We start from the raw sequence: 22,243 nt of genomic DNA on the forward strand, positions 1-22,243 counted from the left end.
CGTGCTCACTCAGATTCGGTTCATCCGCTTCCATTTTCTGATACGGCACGCCCATGATCCGCTCGTGCAGAGCATGCCCACGCGGCATCCAAGCGCATGGCCGTTGCATCGCCGTTTCATAAGAGCTCGTAACACGATCTTGTTGAGGTGTCCTGGCCGAGGGTGACCGATACGACGATCTTGCCGTTCGGGAGGGTGTGAGTACTCGGCCGTGGATCGTGGACGACGACTTGTGGGCGCTGATCGAACCGTTGCTGCCGCCCTGGCCCGAGCGGTCACCAGGTCCGCGGCCGGTGTCGGACCGGCTCTGTCTCCAGGGCATTCTCTACGTCCTCTACAACGACATAGCCTGGCAACTCCTGCCGCTGGAGCTGGGGTTCGGCTCCGGACAGACCTGCTGGCGCCGCCTCGAGCGGTGGCAGCAGGCAGGAGTCTTCGACCAGTTGCACCGCATCCTGCTGGCCGAGCTGAACGCGGCCGGCCGACTCGACTGGTCGCGGGCCTGCGTGGACGGCTCCCATGTCCACGCGAAAAAGGGGGTGCCGACACCGGTCCGTCGCCGGTCGACCGGCGCAAGACGGGCAGCAAACATCACCTGATCTGCGACGGACGCGGAACTCCGCTCAAGGTCATCACTACCGCGGCGAACGTCAACGACGTCACCCAGACCCTTGCCCTGGTCGACGGCATCCCGCCCGTCGCCGGCTGCCCCGGTCGTCCTCGAAGGCGTCCAGAAGCCCTGCTCGGAGACAAGGGCTACGACTCCGATCCGAACCGCGAAGAGCTCCGCAAGCGGCGGATCCTGCCGGTCATCTCCCGCAAGGGCGCCCCGAACATCAAGGGCATGGGCAAGCTCCGCTACGTGGTGGAGCAGACCTTCGCCCTGCTCCACCAGTTCAAACGCCTCGCCGTGCGATGGGAACGCCGCACCGAGCTCCACGACGCCTTCGTCTCGTTGGCCTGCGGCCTCATCTGCTGGAGGCGGCTGAAGAAGCACCGGTCGTGATCGTGGCACGAGCTTTTGGCTACAGTTCGCACCACTCACCCAGAGGGCCGGCCGCCCACGTCTGCGTGAAGTCATGCACCAGTTCCCACGCCCGATCGGTATCCAGGACAAAGTTGCCCATGAACACGGCGAGGTCGTCCATGATCGGGACTTCGACCTCGGCACCCGCGGGCACGGTGCCGTCTCCTGCGAGCAAAGACATCCGCTCGGTGTCACTCATCAGGTGGACGGCCGCGTGATCACCTCGGAAAGCCAGGATCAGCACCGGGAATTCCCTGTCCGGCGACCGAACCTCGAGGTACCCCTGGCCACAGGAACGCAGCTCGTTGAAGCGATCCGACAGATCCTTCACCTCTGAACGTCTCTCAACCGGATGGAACAGTCCAGATTCCGGCGACGTCGCCGCCCACACCACGCTCATCCAGCTCTCATCCCCGCACAAGCCGTCGCCCAAGATCCAGGGCCACACTCCCACGCTCCACCACGACAGGACTACTGGGGCTGGGCCGCATGATCGTGTTACGAGCTCTAAGCAAGGAAAAGCGGGTCGCTGCGTCAGCAGCAACCCGCCTCACCCCTTCAGGGCAAATGCCCCCTCAGGAAGAACGCCACTTCTGGTAACCCTTGCCGTTGCAGTCTCGCAGTTCCAGGGCGGTCCCCGCGGCAGTTCCCCCGCCTACCAACGCCACGCATTTGTGTGCGTTGACGTTGACCAGGTCGTAGGAGCTGTTGAGGACGAAGTGCTGGGCTTCACCACCGTTACAGTAGGCAAGCTGGACCACCGTGCCGTTGTAGGTCCCAGCCCCGGCAGCGTCCATACACAGCCCCATCGTCTGGATCGTCCCATTGGCCATGATCTGCCAATGCTGGATAACCGACGAAGACGAGCAGGGCTCCACCTTCAGCCGCTGGCCGTCCTTGCCCGAGGTGGATGTGATGCACTGATCCGCCGCAAAACTGACGATGAATCGCCCCGACGGTGTAGCGGAAGCCACTGGCTTCGCAGTCGGCTTCGCCCCAGAAGAGGACGACGGCATCGGCGTCGCACCAGAGGACCCCCCTGGCACCGGCTTCTGCGTCGGCTCCTGACCACTGGAACCATCTGAAGCGTTTCCGCCCGACTTCCCAGAGCCATGCCCACTGGGTGTCGAAGTAGTCACGACCACCCCGTCCACCAGCTGAATGTCGGGCTGACCGACCGCGCCGGAGGTGCCCGCTTTGCCGCCAGGAGCCAACTTGGCAGCAGCCGGCACGGGAACGAGCGCCTGCTGCCCGCGTGGGACGAGGGAGGCAGTCGCGTCCGGACCAGAGGTTGGAGGTGCCAGAGCGACGTCGTCCGAGACGTTCGGAGAAGCCGGCCCGACCAGACTCTGCACGCCAAGAAGCAGTGCGGCTCCCACCGCCGCGGCGATCAGCGCAGTCCTTGTCGGGCTGGCTTCTCGCGTCAGAAACCTCTTCGTCCGTCCGCCTATGGAAGCGGAGCCGATGAGCGCCGTCTTGCGGCTGGCATCGTCAACGGCGTCGACCGGAAGGGCTGCTGCATCGGCCTCCCTAGCGTGGACCTCCAGCTCCGTTCTTGTTGACATGGGCGTCGGCACGGCGTTGGTCTCGAGGTCGTACCCCCGGCCGCCAGGCGCCGATTTACCCGTCACTGAACCGGACCCAGGCGTAATGGACTTGGGTCCGTCCGCATGCTGAACCAGCCAGTCCACCAGCAGTCCATCCGCCGAGGGCAGGACAGAGGCCCGCCTGATGCCTCTGCTGCCCTCGGGTTTGGGTGGTCCATTGCCCGGCACGCTATTGTCGATCTTTGATGCCATGCGATGTCCTTTCTCGCAGATGTGTCAGGACCCGTCAGGCGCGTCGCATAGCCCCGGCTTGCTCGGCAGAAGCGGTTGGAGCCCCCGAAGGACTCTTTCCCGTGGTCAGCCGACTCTCGGCAGCCCGTACCCCGTCTTGGAAACGGGCGGCGGCGCCGCGTTGCAGCGCAAGATGCTGAACCGCAGACTGGCCAGCACCCGAAACACCGGACGCCTCCTCCTGGAGACCTGCGCCGCCGGATTGCTTCGCCGGCTGCGGCGCGGTGGTCACCGTACCTGGCACGCCCGCGCAGCGCCGCGGCCACATGGTGTGGCCGCCGACAGGTCGTCCGACGACGAACTGCTCCATCCTCTTCAGCACATCGTGATGAGGCGTGATGGATTCGTCTCCGGACTTCGTGCTCCCGGCCAGGGCAGGCGTGATCTCACGGATGAGCACGCAAGGCCCTGATCGTCCCTGGCGGACTGCGTCGACGCGGAACATGCTGCCTGGCGGGAAGACAATCTCATCGGGGGCCGGACTCGGCCCGGCAAATCTCACCCGGCGGCCGCCCACCGACCAGATGATGTATTGCGCGCCGCCAGGGATGAACCCTTCGGGCGCCACGGGAAGTCCGCAAACTGGTCCTTCCGTGCGCAACATCGTGCCTGGTCGCACATCGGCCGGAAGGCCCGGTTCGTGTGCTCCCCTAGCCACGATTCCCTGGTAAGACGGCAGTCTTTGCAGGCCGGAAGCGAGACATTCCACATACGGGGCGACCTCCTCGCGTCCCTCCTGCAGCGCTCGTGTCAGGGACTCGTGATCCCAGGGACTGTCAAGAGAGGTGAGATAAAGCCTCAGAGCAACGAAGTCCTCGACAACATCGTGCGGTTGCACGTCCCCCGGCGGCAAAGCTCGCTTCGCATCCTGCAGAGCTGCAGCCGCTTGACGCTCCCACACGGACGCGGCCAACGCCCGAAACGCCTGCCGGGGTGTCGGTTTTGCCGTTTGCCGTGTCTGCGCGGGAGCAGCGATGGCAAGCGCTGCGAGCCTGTTTTGGGACGGAGAAAGTGCGCGTCGGCCGTTCATGGTGGCGTAGCGAATGGTCTGTACGCCGTGGCGGGCAGCGACCTCTCGCAAAACAGTGCCGCCGTCCGCGCAGTGGCCGTGCACCTGCAAGACGGCATGCTCCAGCACTGACGGTTCAAAACTTGACAAAACGCGCGAAAGGCACGGCCATAGAGTGCCGTCCAATGCATGGCCCGGAAGTCCAACCTGCACGACGATGCCATCAGCACTGACCGGCTGCCCCACGGGGGAGACCGTGACGTCCCTCGGCCCGATCCACAGTCCGGCACGGGTTGCCGTCACCTGCCAACGATCGGAAAGCACCGTCACTCCGGGCTTTGCATCAGGTCCGCGCTTGGAGGCGAGAGCGGGTGTCCAGCGCGTGACACGAACACCAGCACCCGGGTCCGCTCCGGGCGCAACGGGCCTGCATGCAACCGCCTCCACAAAGGGGCGCCATCGGGGTGAGCCATCACGGTCGAAAAGGAAGTTTCGGATGGAGCCGCCCTCGGCACTGTCGTCACTCAGAAAAGGCATTCCGGTGCAGACATGCACCTCTTGGCCGAACGCGGTCGCCACGGCCCCGGCCAACGGCAATATGTCCCGCCGTCCTCCTGGAATCAGGAGGACACCTGAACGGACAACGCCAGGCGCCGCCGCCAATAGGGCCGTGACTTCGTTGGGCGTGACCTCGTCGCTGTCGAGTGTGCCGACCACAACGGACGGGAGTCGTGGATGGACAGGGATGGAGTGGTAGAGATCGCCTGGTTCAGCGGGGGATGCCTCAGCCGGGCGTATCAGCAGGCCAGCAGGTATCCGGTCCACCACTCGCCCACCAGCTACTCGCGTGGGAAGAGCGTCGACGGTCTCCTGCCATGCGGGGGCAGGCAGCCGTGACCCCAGCTCCTCGTCCTCTGCCCCGGGAAGGAAGCATCGCCAGCTTCCAGCGGTCGTATCCCGCTGTCCGGTGACAAACACATGGCCCCCGGGAACGAATATCACGTCGCCGGCGGGGGCAGTCACCCGCAGACCCCAACAGTCCGCAATGGTTCGGGCCAGGGACGGGCGTCCCTCCGGTCCCGTTGAACCGCTCCCCGAGATCAACAGTGTCAGATCCTCGACATCCGACTGCCGCAGATCGTCGAGGATGTGCTTCAGCGCATCGCGGAACTGAGGGCCGTGCGTCTGTGCTTTCTCGTCGGCCATGAGCACGCGCGCACCTCTGGAAACCTGAAGATTCTGGGCCAGGTCCGCGAGGTCGGCGGGGGCAATGCTTGTTTCGTCCGAGGTGCGGAGCAAGAGCACGTCGTTGACCTGCTCATGAATGATGTGCACGCCGGGGGCCACGATCTCGTCTTGCGGGTTCTCGTCGGAGACGTGAGTGTCCCGGTCGCCTTCCTGCCGCTTGGGCACGAGACGCCTACGCCGAAAAGCCATTGCTCACGCACCCTCGACAACTCGGCTCGACTGCCACGCGGCTTGTGCTCGCATGTGGAAGAGCGACGGTGCGTGCCGGGTGTTGTGCCTGATCGGTCGGACAACGCTCACAAGGCACCTACTCGCAGCGCGTAAGCAACAGCGTGGGTCCGATTACGAAGGTTCAGACGTCGGGTGACGGCAGAAACGATGTTTTTTATGGTCCGCTCTGAGTAGTTAAGCTTGTGGGCGATCTCGGTGGTATCCAGGCCATCAGCCAGAAGGCGCAAAACGTCAATTTCCCGGCCTTCAAGGCCACCGGGCCATCTATTCCTCCCGGACTCCTGATGGAGGCTGCGCAGTTCTTCGACCAAGACCCGCACAAATTCCTCGGGAATCTGCGCCCCACCGGAATGGCTTACCAAGACAGCCTGGACGATCTCCTGAAAGTCCGTTCTGGATCTGGGCAGAACGCTCACCAACCCGCGACGGACACCACGGATCAACCTCGTTCGATCGATACTATCGGCCACCAAAATAATGCGGCGATCGGATCCCTTGAATTCCGCCGTGTCCTCTTCGATCCACATCATCACGTCATCGGTGACATCATTAGCGAGAACAAGAACAACGTTGGCGCGCGCGGCGTCTGAAACAATATTGAAATCAGCTTCTTTAACGCCCCGAAGATAGGCTTCAGCACCATCCAAGGACACAGGGTCGGCAGCTCGAACAAGTATCGAGATGCTCGCAGCGGTTGTCTCCTTGGTCGTCACGCGGCTTCTCCAAGATCAACCCGACGCATCGGCACACGTCGGCACTGAGAGGGCAGGGGAATTCATGGGAAAAATCGTGCTCACCAGCGACAACGCATGCGCCTGATGAACACCGGTCGGGCCGACGAGGCGCGACTCCGGGCCCCAGGTAACTGCTTCAGCCGGTTGCCCCATCGCCTCACGCACCCCTCATGTGCCGACGGGCATGGCAACGCTACCCAGCGGCAAGCAAACACCTCGCCGACGGCCAATCGAGGGGACGGGGTGCACATCACCGTGAAGGGCAGACATCATCCGGCTGTGCCGCATGGTTCCGCGACGCGCACTCGATCCATTGACCGTTCATGTCCGCCATCATTTCCTACCCGAAAACGCGCACCGACGAAGAAGTTTACCGACACCATTGGCCATTTATGGGCGCGGATCGAACATGGCGCCCTCTCGTGCCCTTTCGGGCCACCGAACTGCCTCAATACGGCATGCCGGTTCGTCGATTTTCGGCAAATCACTACAAAGTAGACATATGATCATTCAATAAACCCCTCATGCACTCCACTGCGCCGCCAGGCGCGATTCGTTGAGCAACGGCGTGCTTGAGTTCTCAGGTGCAGCTGAACCTCGGGGGCGCTTCGCGGAGCCAGTTCATTATGAGACGAGACCACGAAAAGCTCTGCAGTAACGCGATGACCATGACATCTTCTCAGCGGTGATCATTGCCAGAGCCGTTGAGAAGAGTGCGGCGTGGGCGATCTAGCAGATCCCGGCGAGGGCAAGCGGCGCTGAGCTGCAGGGTGCGCCAGCCCTCTTCAAGTTCAGCGTCTCGTTCACCGAGTGCACGGTGCCTACATTCAGGCTGTTTGTGCTCCTCGTCTGCGTGTAGACCGTGCTCGAATTGAACTCCAGCGCTCAGGACCGGGATGCAGAGGCCCAAGCTGCGCTCATGCAGCCCTCACCTACCCACGCGATCAGCCTGGCGGCTGCGGCCCTGTCCGGCCCTCGTAGTAATGCGGACGGCGGCCGTGTCAGGGGAACCCGGAATCGACGTTTGTTTGCCGTTCTCCCAAAGGCAGACGACACGGTCAGACTCAAGCGTCCAGAATCACCGGGCCATACCCTTGCTGGCAGTGGCCCAGGACCTCGTGCAGGTCCAGGGTCTCGTCCGCGAAAACGTCGATTCCTTTGTAGAGATGGCCGGCAGAGGGCGCGGCCTGCGAAACGCCAGCACCGTGCGCGGGGCAGTGCACGCGGCCGCGTTCGCAGAACCAGCGCAGCACCGGTACGGCCTGGCGAAACGGGCCCAACGCCCGAAAACAGCCCCCTTATGCACCGAAGCGGCCTCGGTGCACGGTCAACAGACGGAACCGATCGTCCACGACCTCACAGGACATCGAGCATGGCAGCGCAGATGACCAGCGGAAGAGCCTGTGGCCGGTTCAGACCTGAACTCATGGTGAAACCTGTCTCACCAGGCGTTTAGTCTCTATACGAGACCGGACTTCGTGTGCGTTCTACAGCAGTGCCGCCCTCATCGCGTTGCTCCCCAGTACCACATAAATGCACCGGCGACGGCTGCTACTTCAAAACCAGGAGGAGAGATCCGCCCCCACTGCCGCGCCAACCATGGCAGCTGACCGCCACCTAATCATCTTCTGTTCGTCTGCAGCCAGCGTGAGTGTTCACTCACGCACCCGCGGTCATGAATCTGACCAGGTCTCCCTGGAACCGATCAGATGCTCTGACCTTAACTCCCGACCATCTCGCCCTGCCCATTACCGAAGAAGCAGGGATCCATGCACCCCTGTAGCAAGCCACAGAGTATGTCGCTACGTGCGCTCTCTTGAGGAAACGTCAGCTACCAAGGAAGATTCGCATCGGGACGGCCATAAAGCACACCGGAGGGAAACATCTACACAATGGGCCTGACTGCCTCTACCTCGCTCGTCGGAAAGGCCTCGGCCTCCGCTGCGAGTTGCCGTGCCGCGTGCTTCACGAGCGTCACCAACCGAGTCACATCAGCTTCGTCGAAGGGCGAGCCCTTCGGCCCGGACGCCTCCGCCACCAGTCTCGCGGCCTCCTTCTTGCTCTGCTCCACCAAGGCCTGTGCTTGCGCACGAGCTGTCTGGACCAACGCCTTGGCCTGCTCACGTGCATACGCGATGGTGCGGTCTGCAGCCTGTTGGTCACGAACGACCTGCAGCACAGTGTCGACGCCCGGAACACCCGTCGATGTTGCACCGCCGCCGACATTGTGAGCCCGGATCCAGTCCCGCTGGCGCTGCAACTCTGCCCTCAACCTACGGTTGTCCTCCAACTGCATGCCGAGCGCGTCAGCAGCACGACGAATGGCCAACCGAACCTCGTCTTCCGCAAAGCCCCGCCGCGTCAGCGGCGCACGGCTGAAGGTGGCCGAGCGCAGCTCGTCCGGTGTCACCGGTCGCACCGGAAGCTCACCAGATCCCCTGAAGTTGTCCGTCGCGTTCATCTGTCTCGGATCACCGATCTTCCTCGAAGAACAACAGATCGCCCCGAATCCCTGATTCAGTCAGATCCTTCACCGTGGCTGACACCATGCGCGGAGAACCGCACACATAGAACGCACGTTCGTCCCAGCGACCGCCACGCAGCACCGGTTTGGCAAGGCTGCGGTCCTCCAGGGTGCCCGCGTCCGAACCGGAGAGCGGCCAGACCCTGAGCCAGGGATAGCTGTGCTCCATGTGGCGGAGCATGGGAAGATCGTAGAAACCGGATTCCTCACGTGCTGCAACAAAGAGGTCCACTTGCCGCTGCGCACCGGTGACAGCAAGTTCCTCAATCATCGCGCGCATCGGCGCCAGTCCCGTTCCTCCTGCGACCATCACCAGGTCTCGGCCGCGTGACGACGCAAGCGTGAGCACGCTCCCAATGGGCGCTCCCAGGCGCACAACGTCGCCCTCGTTCAGGCCGTACACGATCGCCGGGCTGACAAGCCCGCCGTCCACTGCCCGCACATGCAACTCCACCGTACCGTCCGTCCGCGCGACGTTGGCCGGCGTGAAAGCACGCCACGTACTGGGCATCAGCGGCAGCTCGAGCATGACGGACTGACCCGCGGTGTAACGCATCGGCTGATTAAGGAGCAGCGTGACGACCGCCAGATCCACGCTTCGCCGTTCATGCCGCACAACCTCCGCCTGCCACCAGGCCGGATTGACGCGCTCGTCGTCCACCGCAGCCTGGGCCATCGTCTGTGCCACAAGTTCGTATGCGGAGATCCACTGCATCTCCAGTTCCGGCGTCCAGGCTTCACCGAGGAAATACGCCAAGGTCGCCAGCAGGCATTCACCCACCACCTCGTAGTGCCGAATCACCACGTCGAACTTCCGGTGATCACGGCCAAGTTGCTGCAGGTAGGGCGTCAAGCGATCCAGCTGGTCAGCCTGGCTCGTGATGTGTCCCAGTGCCGTAAGCAGCCGGTCGCGTTGAGCCCCCATGGAGACAGGGAACATCGACCGGACCTCAGGCGCTCGCAGGAACAGCTGAGCATAGAAATATTGCGGAACTTCGTCCCCTGACCTGCATGCCATCTCGAACGACTCACGCAGGGCACGTGCATCCATCACTCGAAGACCCCTGCGCCGAAAATCGTCGAGGGCGAGCGCCACACCGTGGTTCGGGCGTTGCGGCCCAGCATCATAGGAGCTTCTTCTTCCCGGGATATCGAACATGACGGGCGGAGCGAGCCGACAGGAAACGTCCCGACCAGATTTCATGACAGCTCGCGGAGCTTAGTCACATCTTGACGGTGTGAAAGGGCACGATGCGCTTGCACCTTTGGGAAATGCCCGTTCTTCCGCCAGCTCTGCCCGTACCGCCCTCTCCATGCCCTCAAGGGAATGTTGGGAACCGCAGTTTGATCACCCTGCGTAGATAAGCGATGACATGCTGGACATGTACTGAGGGCTGACCAGGCGCCCCTGCAGCCGAGGACACCGGACAGCTTGGGCGCGGACGCCGGCCGGGGCGAACGTGTCCACGTACCGGCTACTCAACCACCGATTCACGTATCTGCGAGCTGTTCTGAAAGCTCTCAGCCAAGCGCAAAGTGGTGTTCGCTGCGGGCGGGAAACCCGACCTCGACCGACTGCAGGACGCTTACCAGCACGGGGCGGCTGCTCTGGGTATCCCTTTTCTGGGCCTGCCCTCCGCGACGGATGACCGATGAGGAGGTGAAGGCGGGATTCGAGTACGACTCGACCTGCAAGGCCGCCTCAGGTGCACCGACCACCGCCGGTCTGAGAATGTCTCGGTCGGCTTTGCGTACACGGCTTGGCTTCTCGTAACCACAGTGCTTGACGTCGCGGGATGCTTGCCCGCTGCGACGCTGAGGGCACTCTGCCTTGCAGCGCACATTGGAGAGTCGTCGGATATGTTCTATATATCCACTATGATCGTCGACTCCGTGCATTTTCCATGACCACGTTTCCGACCGACCTGGCGGCTCTGACCGCCCCTGCACCATCGACCCCGCGCACAGCAGGATCGGTTTCGTGGCTCGGCACGCCATGGTCACCAAGGTCCGCGGCACGTTCAACGAGTTCGAGGGCAGCGCCTACTTCGACGGCGCCGACCTGGCAAAGTCGTCGGGCAAGGTGACCATCGAGGTCACCAGCGTGGACACCGTAACGCCGACCGCGACCAGCATCTGCGCAGCCACAACTTCCTCAACATGGACGAGTACCCGGAGATGACCTTTGTCTCAACCTCCGTGCAGCGCAGTGACGACACCGCCTTCGAGCTCACCGGCGACTCACGGTCAAGGGCGTCACCAAGTCGGTGACCATCCCGTTCACCTACGAAGGCGCAGCCACGGACCCGTTCGGCAATCTGCGCGTCGGCCTGGAGGGCGAAGTCACCATCAATCGCAAGGACTACGGCGTGATCTGGAACACCGCGCTGGAGACCGACGGCGTCTCTCTCAGCGAGAAGATCAAGCTCGAGTTCAAGGTCTTCGCCATCAAGGATGCCTGACGCCTGACGTGCGCCCCGGCCCGGACCTGGGCGGCCAAAGCGAGTGCGCAGGTAAGCCGTGCACCAAGGATCCCGCGTTCCGTCCCCGTCAGCGCCCTTGGGGAACTCAAGCTCCGCTCGCATTGCAACAGGAGTGACTCCAAAACGGATCAACTTCCCCCGCTCGCATGTCCATTGGTCCTCCGCCAGGATCCGCACGGCGGATGCTTAGCGAGGCTTCACACGACAGAAAGGGATGCGACACGTATCCGTCCAAGAAGGAGAGAGGCAGACATTTCACTGGCTTCTGAGGCTGTCCCAAAAGGACAGAACTCCGCCTCTTGGGGCCGTTATTGACGCCTGGGCGCTATGTCGATTGCCGCGGCTATCAGTTTCGGCGTACGACGTGCGGCTATGAAAACATTCGTACGACGTTCACTTGGCGCAGGCACAGCCGTCGTCATGGCCAGTGGACTCCTGAGCGCGCTGCCGGCCACGGCAACTGCAATACCTTCGGATCCAGCACGAAGAGTCCTGGTCCAAATGACCACGGAACCTGCTGCTACCTCGCTCGGCCGACTGGACCGCACCAACGAAGACACGGTCAGAGACCGACGTCGCCAGATCGGCACCAGGCAAACGACATTCCTGCGGCAAGCGGAAAACGCTGGTGTGCATCCGCACGCAGTGCGGCGGTTGAGTCTTCTCACCGACACCGTGGCCCTGACAGTCCCGAGCAGTGAGGTGAGCAGACTCTCCAACCTGCCTGGTGTCGCCTCGGTCGTTCCTGACGCCTTCTTCCACACTAGCACCGACGTGAGCGTTCCTTTGATCGGGGCACCGGAGGTGTGGAAGAGCAGCGCGCCGGAGGGAAAGACCGCTCGCGGCGCCGGTGTCACCATTGCCATCCTCGACACCGGCGTCGACTATACCCACCCAGATCTGGGTGATGGGATCGGACCGGGGCACAAGGTCGTCGCTGGCTACGACTTCGTGAATGATGACAGTGACCCGATGGACGACAACGGTCACGGCACGCACGTTGCTGGCATTGCCGCGGCACGAACAACACGCCCTGGCGGCATCACTGGAGTTGCTCCTGATGCCACACTGACTGCCTACAAAGTGGCGAACAGTTCCGGAAGCGCCTTCGCCTCCGACATCATAGCCGGGCTCGAGGCAGCGACCGATCCGACCAATCCCTTCCGCGCTGATGTAGTCAACATGAGCCTGGGTAGTGACGGGGACGGAACCGATCCCGTCGGTGAGGCCGCGAGCGCGGCTGTCAGGGCGGGCGTTGTCGTCGTGGCCGCAGCGGGCAACACCGGCCCGAATGCGGGCACCGTGAGCACACCGGGAAACGCCGACGGCGTGATTTCGGTCGGTGCGTCCACGAGCAACCTGCGGATTCCCAGTCTCTTCACGACAAGCGGGAAGCCTCAACTGGTCCAGGCTTCAAGAGGCGTGGTGTCGGCCAATCCGCCCGCTCACCCTGTGACCGCCGAGGTTGTCGACATCGGCGCCGGCACTCTTGAAGAGTGGAAGAAGGCAGGTGACGTACGAGGGAAGATCGTACTCACCTCAAATTACGTGCCTGTGCAGCTCAATGAACTGACCGGCGATCACATGATGCTCGATCGTGAGGCTGAGAAACGCGGAGCCCTGGCCCTCGTCGGCGGCCCACCCGATGCCAGCGCAGGCCCTCAGTCTGTACCCGCCGTGCCTGCCGTTCCCGGCGTGATACCCGCACAGCCAAGCACCGGGCGCGTGCAGGAGTCAGGGGACTCCCTGCGCATGGACACGCTTGTCACGCTGAGCACAGATGATCTGCAGTACCGGGACCTTCACGACCAGGTCACGAAGGGGACACTGCGCCTGACGCTGCGGAGCGTCGACGCCACGGACGAGCTCGCATCTTTTTCCTCCCGCGGCCCCTCCCCTAGCTTCGATCTCAAACCCGACCTCGTTGCCCCGGGTGTAGAGATCCGCTCTACCGTCCCCAGTGCCCTGTGGGCGCCGGGGCAGTACCGCATGTCTGGCACGTCCATGGCATCTCCCCATGTGGCGGGCGCAGCCGCATTGCTTCGCCAGCTCCGTCCCGATCTGGCACCTGAGCAGATCAAGTCCGAGCTTGTCGGAACCGCACTTCATCTGAAGGGTCTTCCGGCAACTGCCCAGGGTGCAGGCCGAATCGACGTTGCCGCGGCTGCGCATGCGCAGGTGACTGCCGCACCCGCATCGGTGTCGTTCCGGCTGGCCGACCTCTCGTCGAGCACTCTGAACGCCAGCGCATCCGTGACTGTCACTAACACCGGCAGCAGGACTGTCAAAGCGTCGGTCACCACAACCGGACAGGCAAAGGCAACTCCGGCCCGGGTGAGGGTCAAACCTCACGCCACAAGCCGCATCACGGTGACGATGAACGCTTCACGCCCCAAAACTGACGCTGATCTTGACGGCCTGGTCAGCATAAAGCCCGATCACGGTTCGCCTCTCAATGTTCCCTACCTCCTCGCCGTCCGCCACCTGGACACCGAGGCGTCCCCTGATCCCAGCAACGGCTATACGAATGTATACATCCACAGCCCGACGCCGCTGAAGGCGCCGCCCGCGGTGACCGTGACGTCCCGCCAGGGTGTAACCCGAACGTACACCGCTGCTCTCGATCACGATCAGTGGTACAACCTCGCGGTGACTGTGCGCGATGCAGGCACGTATCAGGTTGAGACGCGCGCAGTCGCGGCAACCGGACAGGTCCTCATGGGTTCCGATGCATTTGAGGTCACCCAGCCGTCATCGTCAGCAGGCTCGTGGCAGGCGATCGGACCTAACAGCGAAGCGGGTGAGGTGACTGAAGTCCCCGGTGCCCCTGGCGAGGCGGTCCTTGCGCAGTACCAGAAGGCAGCCTTGTGGTTCACCAAGGACAACGGCAGATCGTGGACGCAGCGCGGACGACTTCCGGTCGCCTCCACCGATGGCCGGGGGAAGGTGGTCATCGACGCGCACAACCCCAAACGCTGGTGGTACACCGTCGACAACAGCACTCTGAATCGTACTTGGGTCCTGCGTACTGACGATTCCGGCCTGACTTGGACCGTCCTCAATACGATCCCCGGTCTCCTCACCGCCTTCCTCTCAGACGACCAAACACACACGCTCGTCCTGGTGTCCGGCACACAGGTGCTCACGAGCACTGACGGCGGCATCACCTGGCGCACGGTACCGACCGGCACCGGCGATTACACCAGTTCCGCTGCGATCGTCGATGACAGCTTGTATCTGAGTACCTTCGACACCGTGTGGGTGAGATCTGGGGTCAATACCGGTGCCCTTGGGCCGGCACGTCGTCTCTTCTCCGACGCGAGCGCGAGCATCCATCGCATCGTCGCTGACAAAGACGTGATCGCTCTCCACGATTCGAATCTCGGTGTCCGGGTGTCGTACGACAAGGGCGCCACGTGGTCCACCGCTCTCGACCTGCCCGTCACTGGCAACAACCTGATCGACGAGCGCGGCACGCTGTTCCTCGGGGCGGGAAGCGACAACATCGCCCATCTCAGTCGTGACCACGGAAGGACTTGGTCCGACTTCCCGCTGCCCACGGACAGAGCGGTCGTGGCCGACTACGACGCTTGGCCCGACGGCACAATCACCGTCTCCTCGGAGGGCGACGGCCTGTACCGCAGCGCAACCGACGGCACGGGATCGCACCGCATAGGGGTTCAGGGGACAACGGTCAACGACCTGGCCGTCAGCGACGGCAACCTACTTGCAGCCACCGCTTACGGTGTGTTCAAGACTAAGATTCCGGCACTCGACTCCGAGTGGGGCCGCTCGGGCGGCGAGGGCCACACTGGCGTGGGCGTACCAAAGGTGGCCATCAGCGCAAGCCGCCCCACGACCGTGTGGCGGGTGACGACCCTCGCGGACGGCACCTTCACCGTGGACCGGAGCGAGGACGCAGGGCGCACCTGGCAAGTGCGAGGACAGTATGCGCAAAAGCCTCTGGCCCTCACAGTCGATGCCACGGATCCGGACCGGGTATACGTAGCCTTCGTAAACATCGACCATGTCGGTCTCTACACCACCGACAACGGTGGAGCATCGTGGCACACCCGGTACCACAAAACGTCATTCACGGTGCTCGCCGCCGACCCCGGCAAGCCCGGACAACTGTGGCTGGGCAACGAAAACGGTCTCTACCACTCCGACGATGCGGGCGTCACGGTCTCGAAGGTGGCAGACGGCCCCGTGTACAGCATCACCTCGGACGGGTCACGTCTCCTGTTGGGCGGGGACGGGATCCGGGTAAGCGCTGACCACGGCCGGACATTCCGCACCGCCGACACCGGCGGCTTGCCCGCCCACATCTTTGATGTGGTCCGCGCCGGCAGAGCGCTGTACGCGGCGTCCGGCCCTTACAGCACCAGCGGACTGATCAAGAATGGGCGCGGAGTGCTGCGCAGCGATGACAATGGGCTGACATGGCGCAACGTGTCCGCTGGACTCCAGTGCAGTGATGTCGTGAGCCTGGCGGCTGCCCCGGATGGGACGGCCCTGTACGCCGGCACGGTCAACGGCGGCGTACACCGGCTGGCTCTGCTTCCCTGAGCTGGAGGCAGTTGCACTGATACCCGAGGGCCGACCAGCGGATATCCGGTCGGTCCTCGGGTCTGGGGAGTCTTTGGTCACGGGCCACCAACTGGTCGCGGGGGCATTGCCGCGTGTCATCGACGAACGTTAAATACACGACTCCGGCCTGGCCGCCTTCGGTTGGACTAAAAATCAGACGGCCGCATGGTTTTACAGCTTCCGCGGCCAGCACATCCGCTGACAAGGGAACGGCGACCGGACACGAAGAGAGCTCGACCCCGCCACTGCCTCACCGTCACAAACACATCCGCGGCTTTGCCAGGACCTTTTTGGGCACTCCTATGCCCGCGCGGCCACATGTGCCGTAGCGGATGTTGTTGACGGTTGCTGTCGCTCCCTACGTTGTGGTGCACGGCGTGCGGGCTGAGAGATTTAGCCCGCCGTCCATCGACCAAGTGAGTTTCTTATCAAGGAACTTGATGAAGGCGAAGGAAATCGTGAACATCGCAAAGAGTGTCAAGCGTGCTGTCACTGCTGTGAGCCTGGGCGCGCTGACCACCGGACTGGTTGTGTGCGGCACGGGGTCCGCCTCCGCGGCCAGCGTCACGCCGTACAAGCTGACCATCTGCTCCAATGGGAACTACAGCTCCTATGCGGTGCTTCCGCAGCAGGGTGGTGTGTCGACCATCCTGGTCAAGCCTGGCAAGTGCGCCTCCCTCAGCCTGGCCAGCAAGACCACGACCGCGACTGTCCGGGGCAAGTGGAACACGAACAGCGGTACGTTCTACATTGACACTGTGCCCGTCAAGGCCTCCAAGGGCGTCTTGATCCGCACCTACGGCACCACCACGCACCACTACCTGTGGTCCAGCATCTGATAGTCCATGGCCCCGGTCGGTGCGACGAACCGACCGGGGGCTTTGCCGTGTGCAAGAACTGTCTCTCTATTCCAAGCAGTTGAAGCGGACGACGGAGGTCTGCGTGTCGTATTCCCCGCAGGCCAACTGCTTCTCTCGGCACCGTCTGCAGGACAGCCCGTATGACAGTGCCAACTGTCCGCAAGCGTGATGACCTTTATCCCGGCTGCCCCAGCGGAGGCGATCAGATCAATCACCTCCGTGTGCAGGTCAGACCCGACCGGAGGCACTCCTGCCGTCGGTAGGAGCGGTTGAGCACAGCCGTCCGCGTTACCGAGGCGGTTCCTGCGGCGTCAACCGCTCACAGAAGTCATCGACCGCGAAGGTGGTCTGGCCGTCGTGGGCGGCCATAGCCATACAACCAGCGAAACGCTGTGTGCAAGCGCGGCCGTTGCCAAACCGCGTCCGCCTGTGGTCCAGATGCCGAGGTATTGCCAGGGCTGTGATCGGGCCGTGCCGTCGGCATCAGGGAGTTGGGCAGGCCGAGGGAACGGGAGACGCCTGTCCGGCCTATGTCGGCTTCGGCGTGTGTGCGGCAGCCACCCTAAATTTTCCGATCTCGTCAAGGCTATGTCGTGTTGGTCGCTCGAACAGTGCAGGGCCTGATCACAGACGGGATTTCGTCCTCGATCAGGCCCTGCGAGTGTGGAAGCGGAACTACTTGGTGTTGGGGGTGACCTTCAAAGACACAGGCAAGGCCGCCACCGAGTAGGGAGTGTCGTGGAGCACGGTCAGGGACGCGGTCCACGTGCCGGATCGGCTGAGTTCGCTCGCGTTCATCGTTACAGTGAACGATGCACTCTGTCCGGGTTGGAGCACGAGCTGGTGCCTGTTTTCCGACAGCCAGGGTACGTCCGACTCGGTCTGGTCGTAACCCGGCAACAGGTCGGTCGTGGCCACCGGGATCGGGAAGCGTGCCTGATTGCTGCCGCCCACACGGTACAAGCCCGGAGCTCCGCCGCCGCGGTAGACGGCGTCAGGCGCGTCCGGGAGGGCACTCCAGGTGTTCTTGTCAGGATCGTATGCATATCCCTCTCCGGTGAGAACGCTGTTGACGCCTACACGTTTGAATCCGCCGGAAATGAGGAGTTGTCCGTTGGCGGATGCGTAGACCGCAGTGGACAGACCCGTTGGCATATCGGCGATGGTCTGCCAGCTGTCGGATGCCGGGTTGTAGACGTAAGCGGCGCCGGTCTCGACGTAGTCATGAGTGCCGCCTGCGCAGTACAGCTTGCCGCTGATCACTCCGCAGGAGGTCCAGCTGATCGTCTGGGGATAGTCGGCGGCCCTCGACCAGGTGTGGGAAGTGGGGTCGAAGACATAGACGTTCTTCGTGCAGTCGGTGTTGGTGCACCCGCCGATTACGTAGAGGCGTCCGTTGAGCACAGCGCCGCTGGCTCCGTAGTGCCCCTGGGGGATATCCGGGCCCTTAGTCCATGCGTTGTGGGCAGCGTCGTACACCTGAAGGGTCCGGCTCACTGCCTCATCCTGCGCCCACCCGCCCACGGTGTAGAGGTGGTCGCCGATAAAACCGTGCGCTGTGGCCTGTCGAGGCTCGGGCGCGCTGGCACCGTGGCTCCAGGAAGCCGTTGAGGGGTCGTAGATGTAGAGGTCTGCTATCGGAGTGTCACCGTCAGTAGTACCGAGGGCGGAAAAGAGCTTGCCCTGATGGTTCTCGACTACGTTGTCCATTACGGCGACAGGCAAGTCAGGAAGCTCGCGCCAGGCAGTGCCAGGTGTGTCAGTACCCGGTGCGGTGCCGGTTCGCTCACCGATCCGGACGGTGGTCCGAGCAGTACCGGTGTTCCGCACAGTCACCGTACGCGTGACCCTGCCGTGCCTTGTGGTGGTGGCCTCGATATGAGCAGGACGAATGGAGAGGCGTGCGGCCTTTAGAACGAACGTACCGATGGAGTTTCGGTCTTGGCGGACGGTGGTGGTGAGAGAGACGGGATTGTAGGACGGCTTCGTTGCTGCAAAGGTGTGTTGTCCGCCGCCGGGTACGAACAACCGGTAGAGACCATCGCCGATCTGGAGGTCGCCTGCGCTGGCTTCCGTGAGGGCGGTTGGCCCGCCGGCCGGGCGGGTGCTCACCACTGCACCGATGATTCCGTGGCCGGTGTTGGCGTCGGTAACAGCGCCGACGAGCATGCCACCGGCGACCGGTGTCAGCACGCGCTCATCCATCGTTACATCGTCGACAGCCCAGAGCATGCCCGGGCCGGTGAAATGGAAGCGGACCTGTACGGCCGCCTTGCCAGCGTAGGCGGTCAGCGGAATCTCTACCCGGCCGTTCGTCCACAGCTGGTCCTGGTGCCATACGGTCGTCCAGGTCTTGCCGCCGTCTGCTGTGACGTCGACGTCGCCGCTCTGGTCGCCGGCTCCCTCGTAGTCGGTGTTGAAGGCCAGTTCAGGATCACCGTCACGACGCAGATCGTAGACGGGGCTGACCAGTTGGGTGTCGAGTGCGGTGTCCCATCCGTTGTGATCGTTGTCGGCGATGGCGAAGCCGCCGGATCCTCCGGTGTTGTTGCCTCTGGCGCCCGGGTCGTCGAAGGTCCACCCTGCCGTGGTCCCCGCAGCGTTGGTGACGTGCCATCCCTGCGGTGGGCCGGTGGCCGAGTCGAAGGTCTGCTCATCGAGCGGGTGGACCTTGAGGGTGTATGCCGGGTTGTCGGTCGCCCAGGTGTCGGCCGGCAGGGCTAGTTCAACACGCTGATCGGCTGCGCCCACACTCACCTGGCGTACCAGGGGCTGATAATGGCTGTCGTCGCTGACGACGCGGAGGGTGTAGGTGCCGTTCTCGGGAAGGTCGAGCGTGTAGGCGCCGGTGTAGGCATCCGACCAGACGGGACCGCCGGGCATCCCTTCCACTGCGATTTTTGCGTGGAGCGGCCATCCGTGGCCCGACCCGTCGGTGATGGTGCCCGAGACACTGTGGGTGGCCAATCTACGGAGATTGAAGTCGCGTTTTACGGTGGCGCCATCGGTCAGATCGACTTCCGAGGCCCGGCCCGACGCGTAGCCGTAGGCGCTGATCTTGATGTCATAGGTGCCGACGGGCAGCGGTAGGGAGTAGTGCCCACTGCGGTCGGTGGTGGCGGTGTAGATACCGGCAGTGACCTGTGCCGCGGCTATAGGAGCGCCGGTAACACTATCCGTGGCGGTGCCGGTGAGGGTGCCGTGCGCTCCCATGCGAAAGGCCGTCACCCCATCAGGAGTGCCGAGGCCAGTAGGGCCGTCATATCCGGGACCTGCGCTGCACAGGTAGGCCGGGGAGCATCTACCGTTCGAGCCCGTCGCGACATCGTGCAGTGCGGTGGCGGCATAGGGGTAGGCATTGGGGTAGGTACCGGCCACTGGGGTTCCAGCGTTCGCGTACACGCCAGCAATGATCGGGGCCGATGCACTGGTGCCGCCGGCCACCGCCCATCCTCCCGCTGCGCCGAAGGAGTCGTAGACCGCCACTCCGGTGGCTGGGTCGGCCACCGCTGAGACGTCGGCGACGGTGCGGCCGGGACATCCGGTGTCCTTCTGAAAAGCTGGTTTGGGCTCGTAACGGGAGCAACCAGATCCGGTCCCGCTGCCGTCGTGGTCCCAGACCGATTCGGACCAGCCGCGGGAGACGTTTGAGTCTTTGGTGAGCGTGGTACCTCCGACTGCTGTGACGTGCGGGGAAGCAGCGGGATAGGCGACACCGTAGCGTTCGTCACCAGAGGACGCGACGATCGCTACACCAGGGTGGTCGTAGTGCACGTCCGCCGCCGACTCGGCAGGGTCCTCGGGGGCGTACAGATAGTCGGAACCATAGGAGTTGGAGACATACCCCGCGCCCAGCGCCACCGCTTGGTCCACCGCACTCCCGAGATCCTCGATGCTGGCCTCGTCGGCTTCGACGAGCAAAAGGCGGGCCTTGGGGGCGACGGCAGAGACCATGTCGAGATCCAGCGAGATTTCGGTGGCCCAACCAGGTTCTGAAGCAGGGTAGTCGGTTCTGCCGCGCTGATCGACCTTGGTGAAGCAGCCATTGGCGGTGGTACAGGGTGGCAGCCCGTACTGCGCTCGATAGACGGCCAGGTCCGCCTCAGCGCTCGGATTGTCGAAGGCGTCGACGATGGCAATGGTCTTGCCTACCCCGCCGTCGGCAGGCAGGTCGTAGGCGTTGAGCAGATCGGCCGGGCCGAAACCCTGCGGTGCGTCGTCGGCTGTCCGCAGTCCCTTGCGCGGCGTGATGTCGGTACGGCGCAGCCCGAAGCAGGTGAGCTGGTGCGGCTTGGCCGGGCCGCACAGTGGCGCGACGTGGCCCGGCAGGTCGCCAGGGGTAGGCGGGGCAGCGGGCTTGATAGTGATGTCGGCTCGGGCGGGAGCCTGGATGCCGAGCACTGCCATCAGTGCGGTACCGAGCACGATCATGCTGGCCGTGGACGGTCGTCTGCGGTAGGTCACCGATCTCCGGAATATGGGCAAAGCACAGCTCCTGCACGTTCGTTGAAGGCGGCGACACATGCCGCGTGCAGAGTAGTGAGTTGCAGCCAGCCCCAGAAAAGTTCGTGGTGCGGGCCTCTCTTTCCGGCGATGACCGTGCCCCAAGGGGCACAAGTGCAGGCTTCTCGGCAAGGCTGGCGACTCGAGAGCGTTGCCTGGTGGGGGTTGCAGCGGAACAGGTCCAGACGCGCCCTCGTCGTCGCAGGTGGAGGGATTGCCCGAATCGATGGTGGAGGCTAACCTCAAACAAGAAAGAACGTTCTATCTAGCTTGGAGTATGCATGGACTCCCCCCGTCATCCTCTGCCGCCAATCCTTCTCATCCACGGCCTGTGGCTGACACCCAGGAGCTGGGAAAAGTGGACGGAGCGCTACACCTCGCAGGGGTACCAGGTCATCGCCCCGGCCTGGCCGGGCCTGGACCGCGAGGTTGAGGACATCCGCACCAACCCCGAAGGCATAGCCGGCGTGGGACTGGAGGAGGTCCTGGCCCACTATGAAGAGGTCATCAGCGGTCTCGATCAGGAACCAATCATCATCGGGCACTCCTTCGGCGGGGCCCTCACCCAGTTGCTGCTGGATCGCAGCCATGGGCGGGCAGGCGTCGCCATCAGTTCAGCCGCAGTGAAGGGGGTACTGCCGCTGCCGCTGTCCACCCTGCGTTCAGCGTGGCCGGTTCTCGGCAACCCAGGCAACAAGGACAAAGCCATCCCCCTGACGCCCGAGCAATTCCACTACGCTTTCACCAACATCTTGACCAAGGAGGAATCAGCAGCCGCCTACACTCGATATCACGTGCCCGGATCCGCCCGCGTGCTGTTCCAGGGAGCCTTCGCCAACTTCAATCCCAACGCAGTCACGAAGGTCAATTCTGCGAATGACCGACGCGCACCCCTGCTTTTCCTTTCCGGGGAGAACGACAACATCACCCCGCCCAAGGTGAACCGAGCCAACTGGCGCCTGTACAGGAAGTCATCCGCTGTAACTGATTACCACGAATTCTCCGGCCGCTCCCACTTCATCATCGGGCAGGACGGGTGGGAGGAAGTCGCCGACTACGCCCTCGCCTGGGCCTCCAGCAACATTTGATAGGACCCTCGAGACCGGCCGCGGCCCTCGAGGACCACCCGGCGATCTGTCGATCGCGCATCCCACACGTTCCCTCGCGGCTCTCTTCAGCCAAGTGCCTCTCCATCA

General features: G+C 63.5%; 12 protein-coding genes and 1 pseudogene. 5 read left to right on the forward strand and 8 right to left on the reverse strand.

Annotation, left to right across the window (positions count from 1 at the left end):
• Positions 1-197 precede the first annotated feature (197 nt).
• Positions 198-1,006, forward strand: a protein-coding gene (locus ACICHK_RS42410) for an IS5 family transposase (protein ID WP_406841638.1) whose coding sequence is annotated in 2 segments (ribosomal slippage) — positions 198-515 and positions 518-1,006 — 807 coding nt in all. Because the reading frame shifts where the segments join, the coding sequence is not laid out codon by codon here.
• A 19-nt stretch (positions 1,007-1,025) separates the two neighbouring features.
• On the opposite strand, the gene ACICHK_RS42415 is transcribed toward ACICHK_RS42410, so the two are convergent.
• From ACICHK_RS42415 to ACICHK_RS42445, 7 genes are all read right to left on the reverse strand, one after another.
• Positions 1,026-1,427 carry a hypothetical protein gene (locus tag ACICHK_RS42415; protein ID WP_406841639.1) on the reverse strand — a complete coding sequence of 134 codons (402 nt, stop codon included), beginning with the start codon at positions 1,425-1,427 and terminating at the stop codon, positions 1,026-1,028.
• A 175-nt stretch (positions 1,428-1,602) separates the two neighbouring features.
• The gene (locus ACICHK_RS42420) at positions 1,603-2,826 is read right to left on the reverse strand and encodes a ricin-type beta-trefoil lectin domain protein (RefSeq protein WP_406841640.1); all 1,224 of its coding nucleotides are present in this window, start codon (positions 2,824-2,826) and stop codon (positions 1,603-1,605) included.
• Between the two features lie 34 nt (positions 2,827-2,860).
• Positions 2,861-5,287, reverse strand: coding sequence for a hypothetical protein (locus tag ACICHK_RS42425; protein WP_406841641.1), 2,427 nt, complete (start codon positions 5,285-5,287; stop codon positions 2,861-2,863).
• A 131-nt stretch (positions 5,288-5,418) separates the two neighbouring features.
• Entirely contained in the window at positions 5,419-6,066 is a 648-nt protein-coding gene (locus ACICHK_RS42430) for a LuxR C-terminal-related transcriptional regulator (RefSeq protein WP_406841642.1), read from the reverse strand.
• A gap of 1,085 nt (positions 6,067-7,151) precedes the next feature.
• Complete coding sequence (locus ACICHK_RS42435; RefSeq protein ID WP_406841643.1) at positions 7,152-7,340, reverse strand: hypothetical protein; 189 nt, start codon at positions 7,338-7,340, stop codon at positions 7,152-7,154.
• A gap of 632 nt (positions 7,341-7,972) precedes the next feature.
• Positions 7,973-8,548: a DivIVA domain-containing protein gene (locus ACICHK_RS42440; RefSeq protein WP_406841644.1), complete on the reverse strand. Its 576-nt coding sequence runs from the start codon at positions 8,546-8,548 to the stop codon at positions 7,973-7,975.
• A gap of 10 nt (positions 8,549-8,558) precedes the next feature.
• Positions 8,559-9,707: an FAD-binding oxidoreductase gene (locus tag ACICHK_RS42445; RefSeq protein WP_406841645.1), complete on the reverse strand. Its 1,149-nt coding sequence runs from the start codon at positions 9,705-9,707 to the stop codon at positions 8,559-8,561.
• Between the two features lie 801 nt (positions 9,708-10,508).
• On the opposite strand from ACICHK_RS42445, the pseudogene ACICHK_RS42450 reads away from it, so the two are divergent.
• The 3 genes and pseudogenes from ACICHK_RS42450 (at position 10,509) to ACICHK_RS42460 (ending at position 16,523) form a co-directional block, all read left to right on the forward strand.
• Positions 10,509-11,073, forward strand: a pseudogene (locus tag ACICHK_RS42450) (YceI family protein).
• Positions 11,074-11,595: 522 nt separating this feature from the next.
• The gene (locus tag ACICHK_RS42455; RefSeq protein ID WP_406841646.1) at positions 11,596-15,663 is read left to right on the forward strand and encodes a S8 family serine peptidase; all 4,068 of its coding nucleotides are present in this window, start codon (positions 11,596-11,598) and stop codon (positions 15,661-15,663) included.
• A gap of 461 nt (positions 15,664-16,124) precedes the next feature.
• On the forward strand, positions 16,125-16,523 hold the full coding sequence (locus ACICHK_RS42460) for a hypothetical protein (protein WP_406841647.1): 399 nt from the start codon (positions 16,125-16,127) through the stop codon (positions 16,521-16,523).
• Positions 16,524-17,219: 696 nt separating this feature from the next.
• On the opposite strand, the gene ACICHK_RS42465 is transcribed toward ACICHK_RS42460, so the two are convergent.
• The gene (locus tag ACICHK_RS42465) at positions 17,220-21,008 is read right to left on the reverse strand and encodes a carboxypeptidase regulatory-like domain-containing protein (RefSeq protein ID WP_406841648.1); all 3,789 of its coding nucleotides are present in this window, start codon (positions 21,006-21,008) and stop codon (positions 17,220-17,222) included.
• A gap of 320 nt (positions 21,009-21,328) precedes the next feature.
• Between ACICHK_RS42465 and ACICHK_RS42470 the strand changes: the two genes are divergently transcribed.
• A complete protein-coding gene (locus ACICHK_RS42470; RefSeq protein ID WP_406841649.1) occupies positions 21,329-22,135 on the forward strand; it encodes an alpha/beta hydrolase in 807 nt (268 codons plus the stop codon).
• Positions 22,136-22,243: the final 108 nt, after the last annotated feature.

It is taken from the genome of Streptomyces sp. AHU1 (assembly GCF_045343905.1).
GTDB lineage: Bacteria > Actinomycetota > Actinomycetes > Streptomycetales > Streptomycetaceae > Streptomyces > Streptomyces triticiradicis.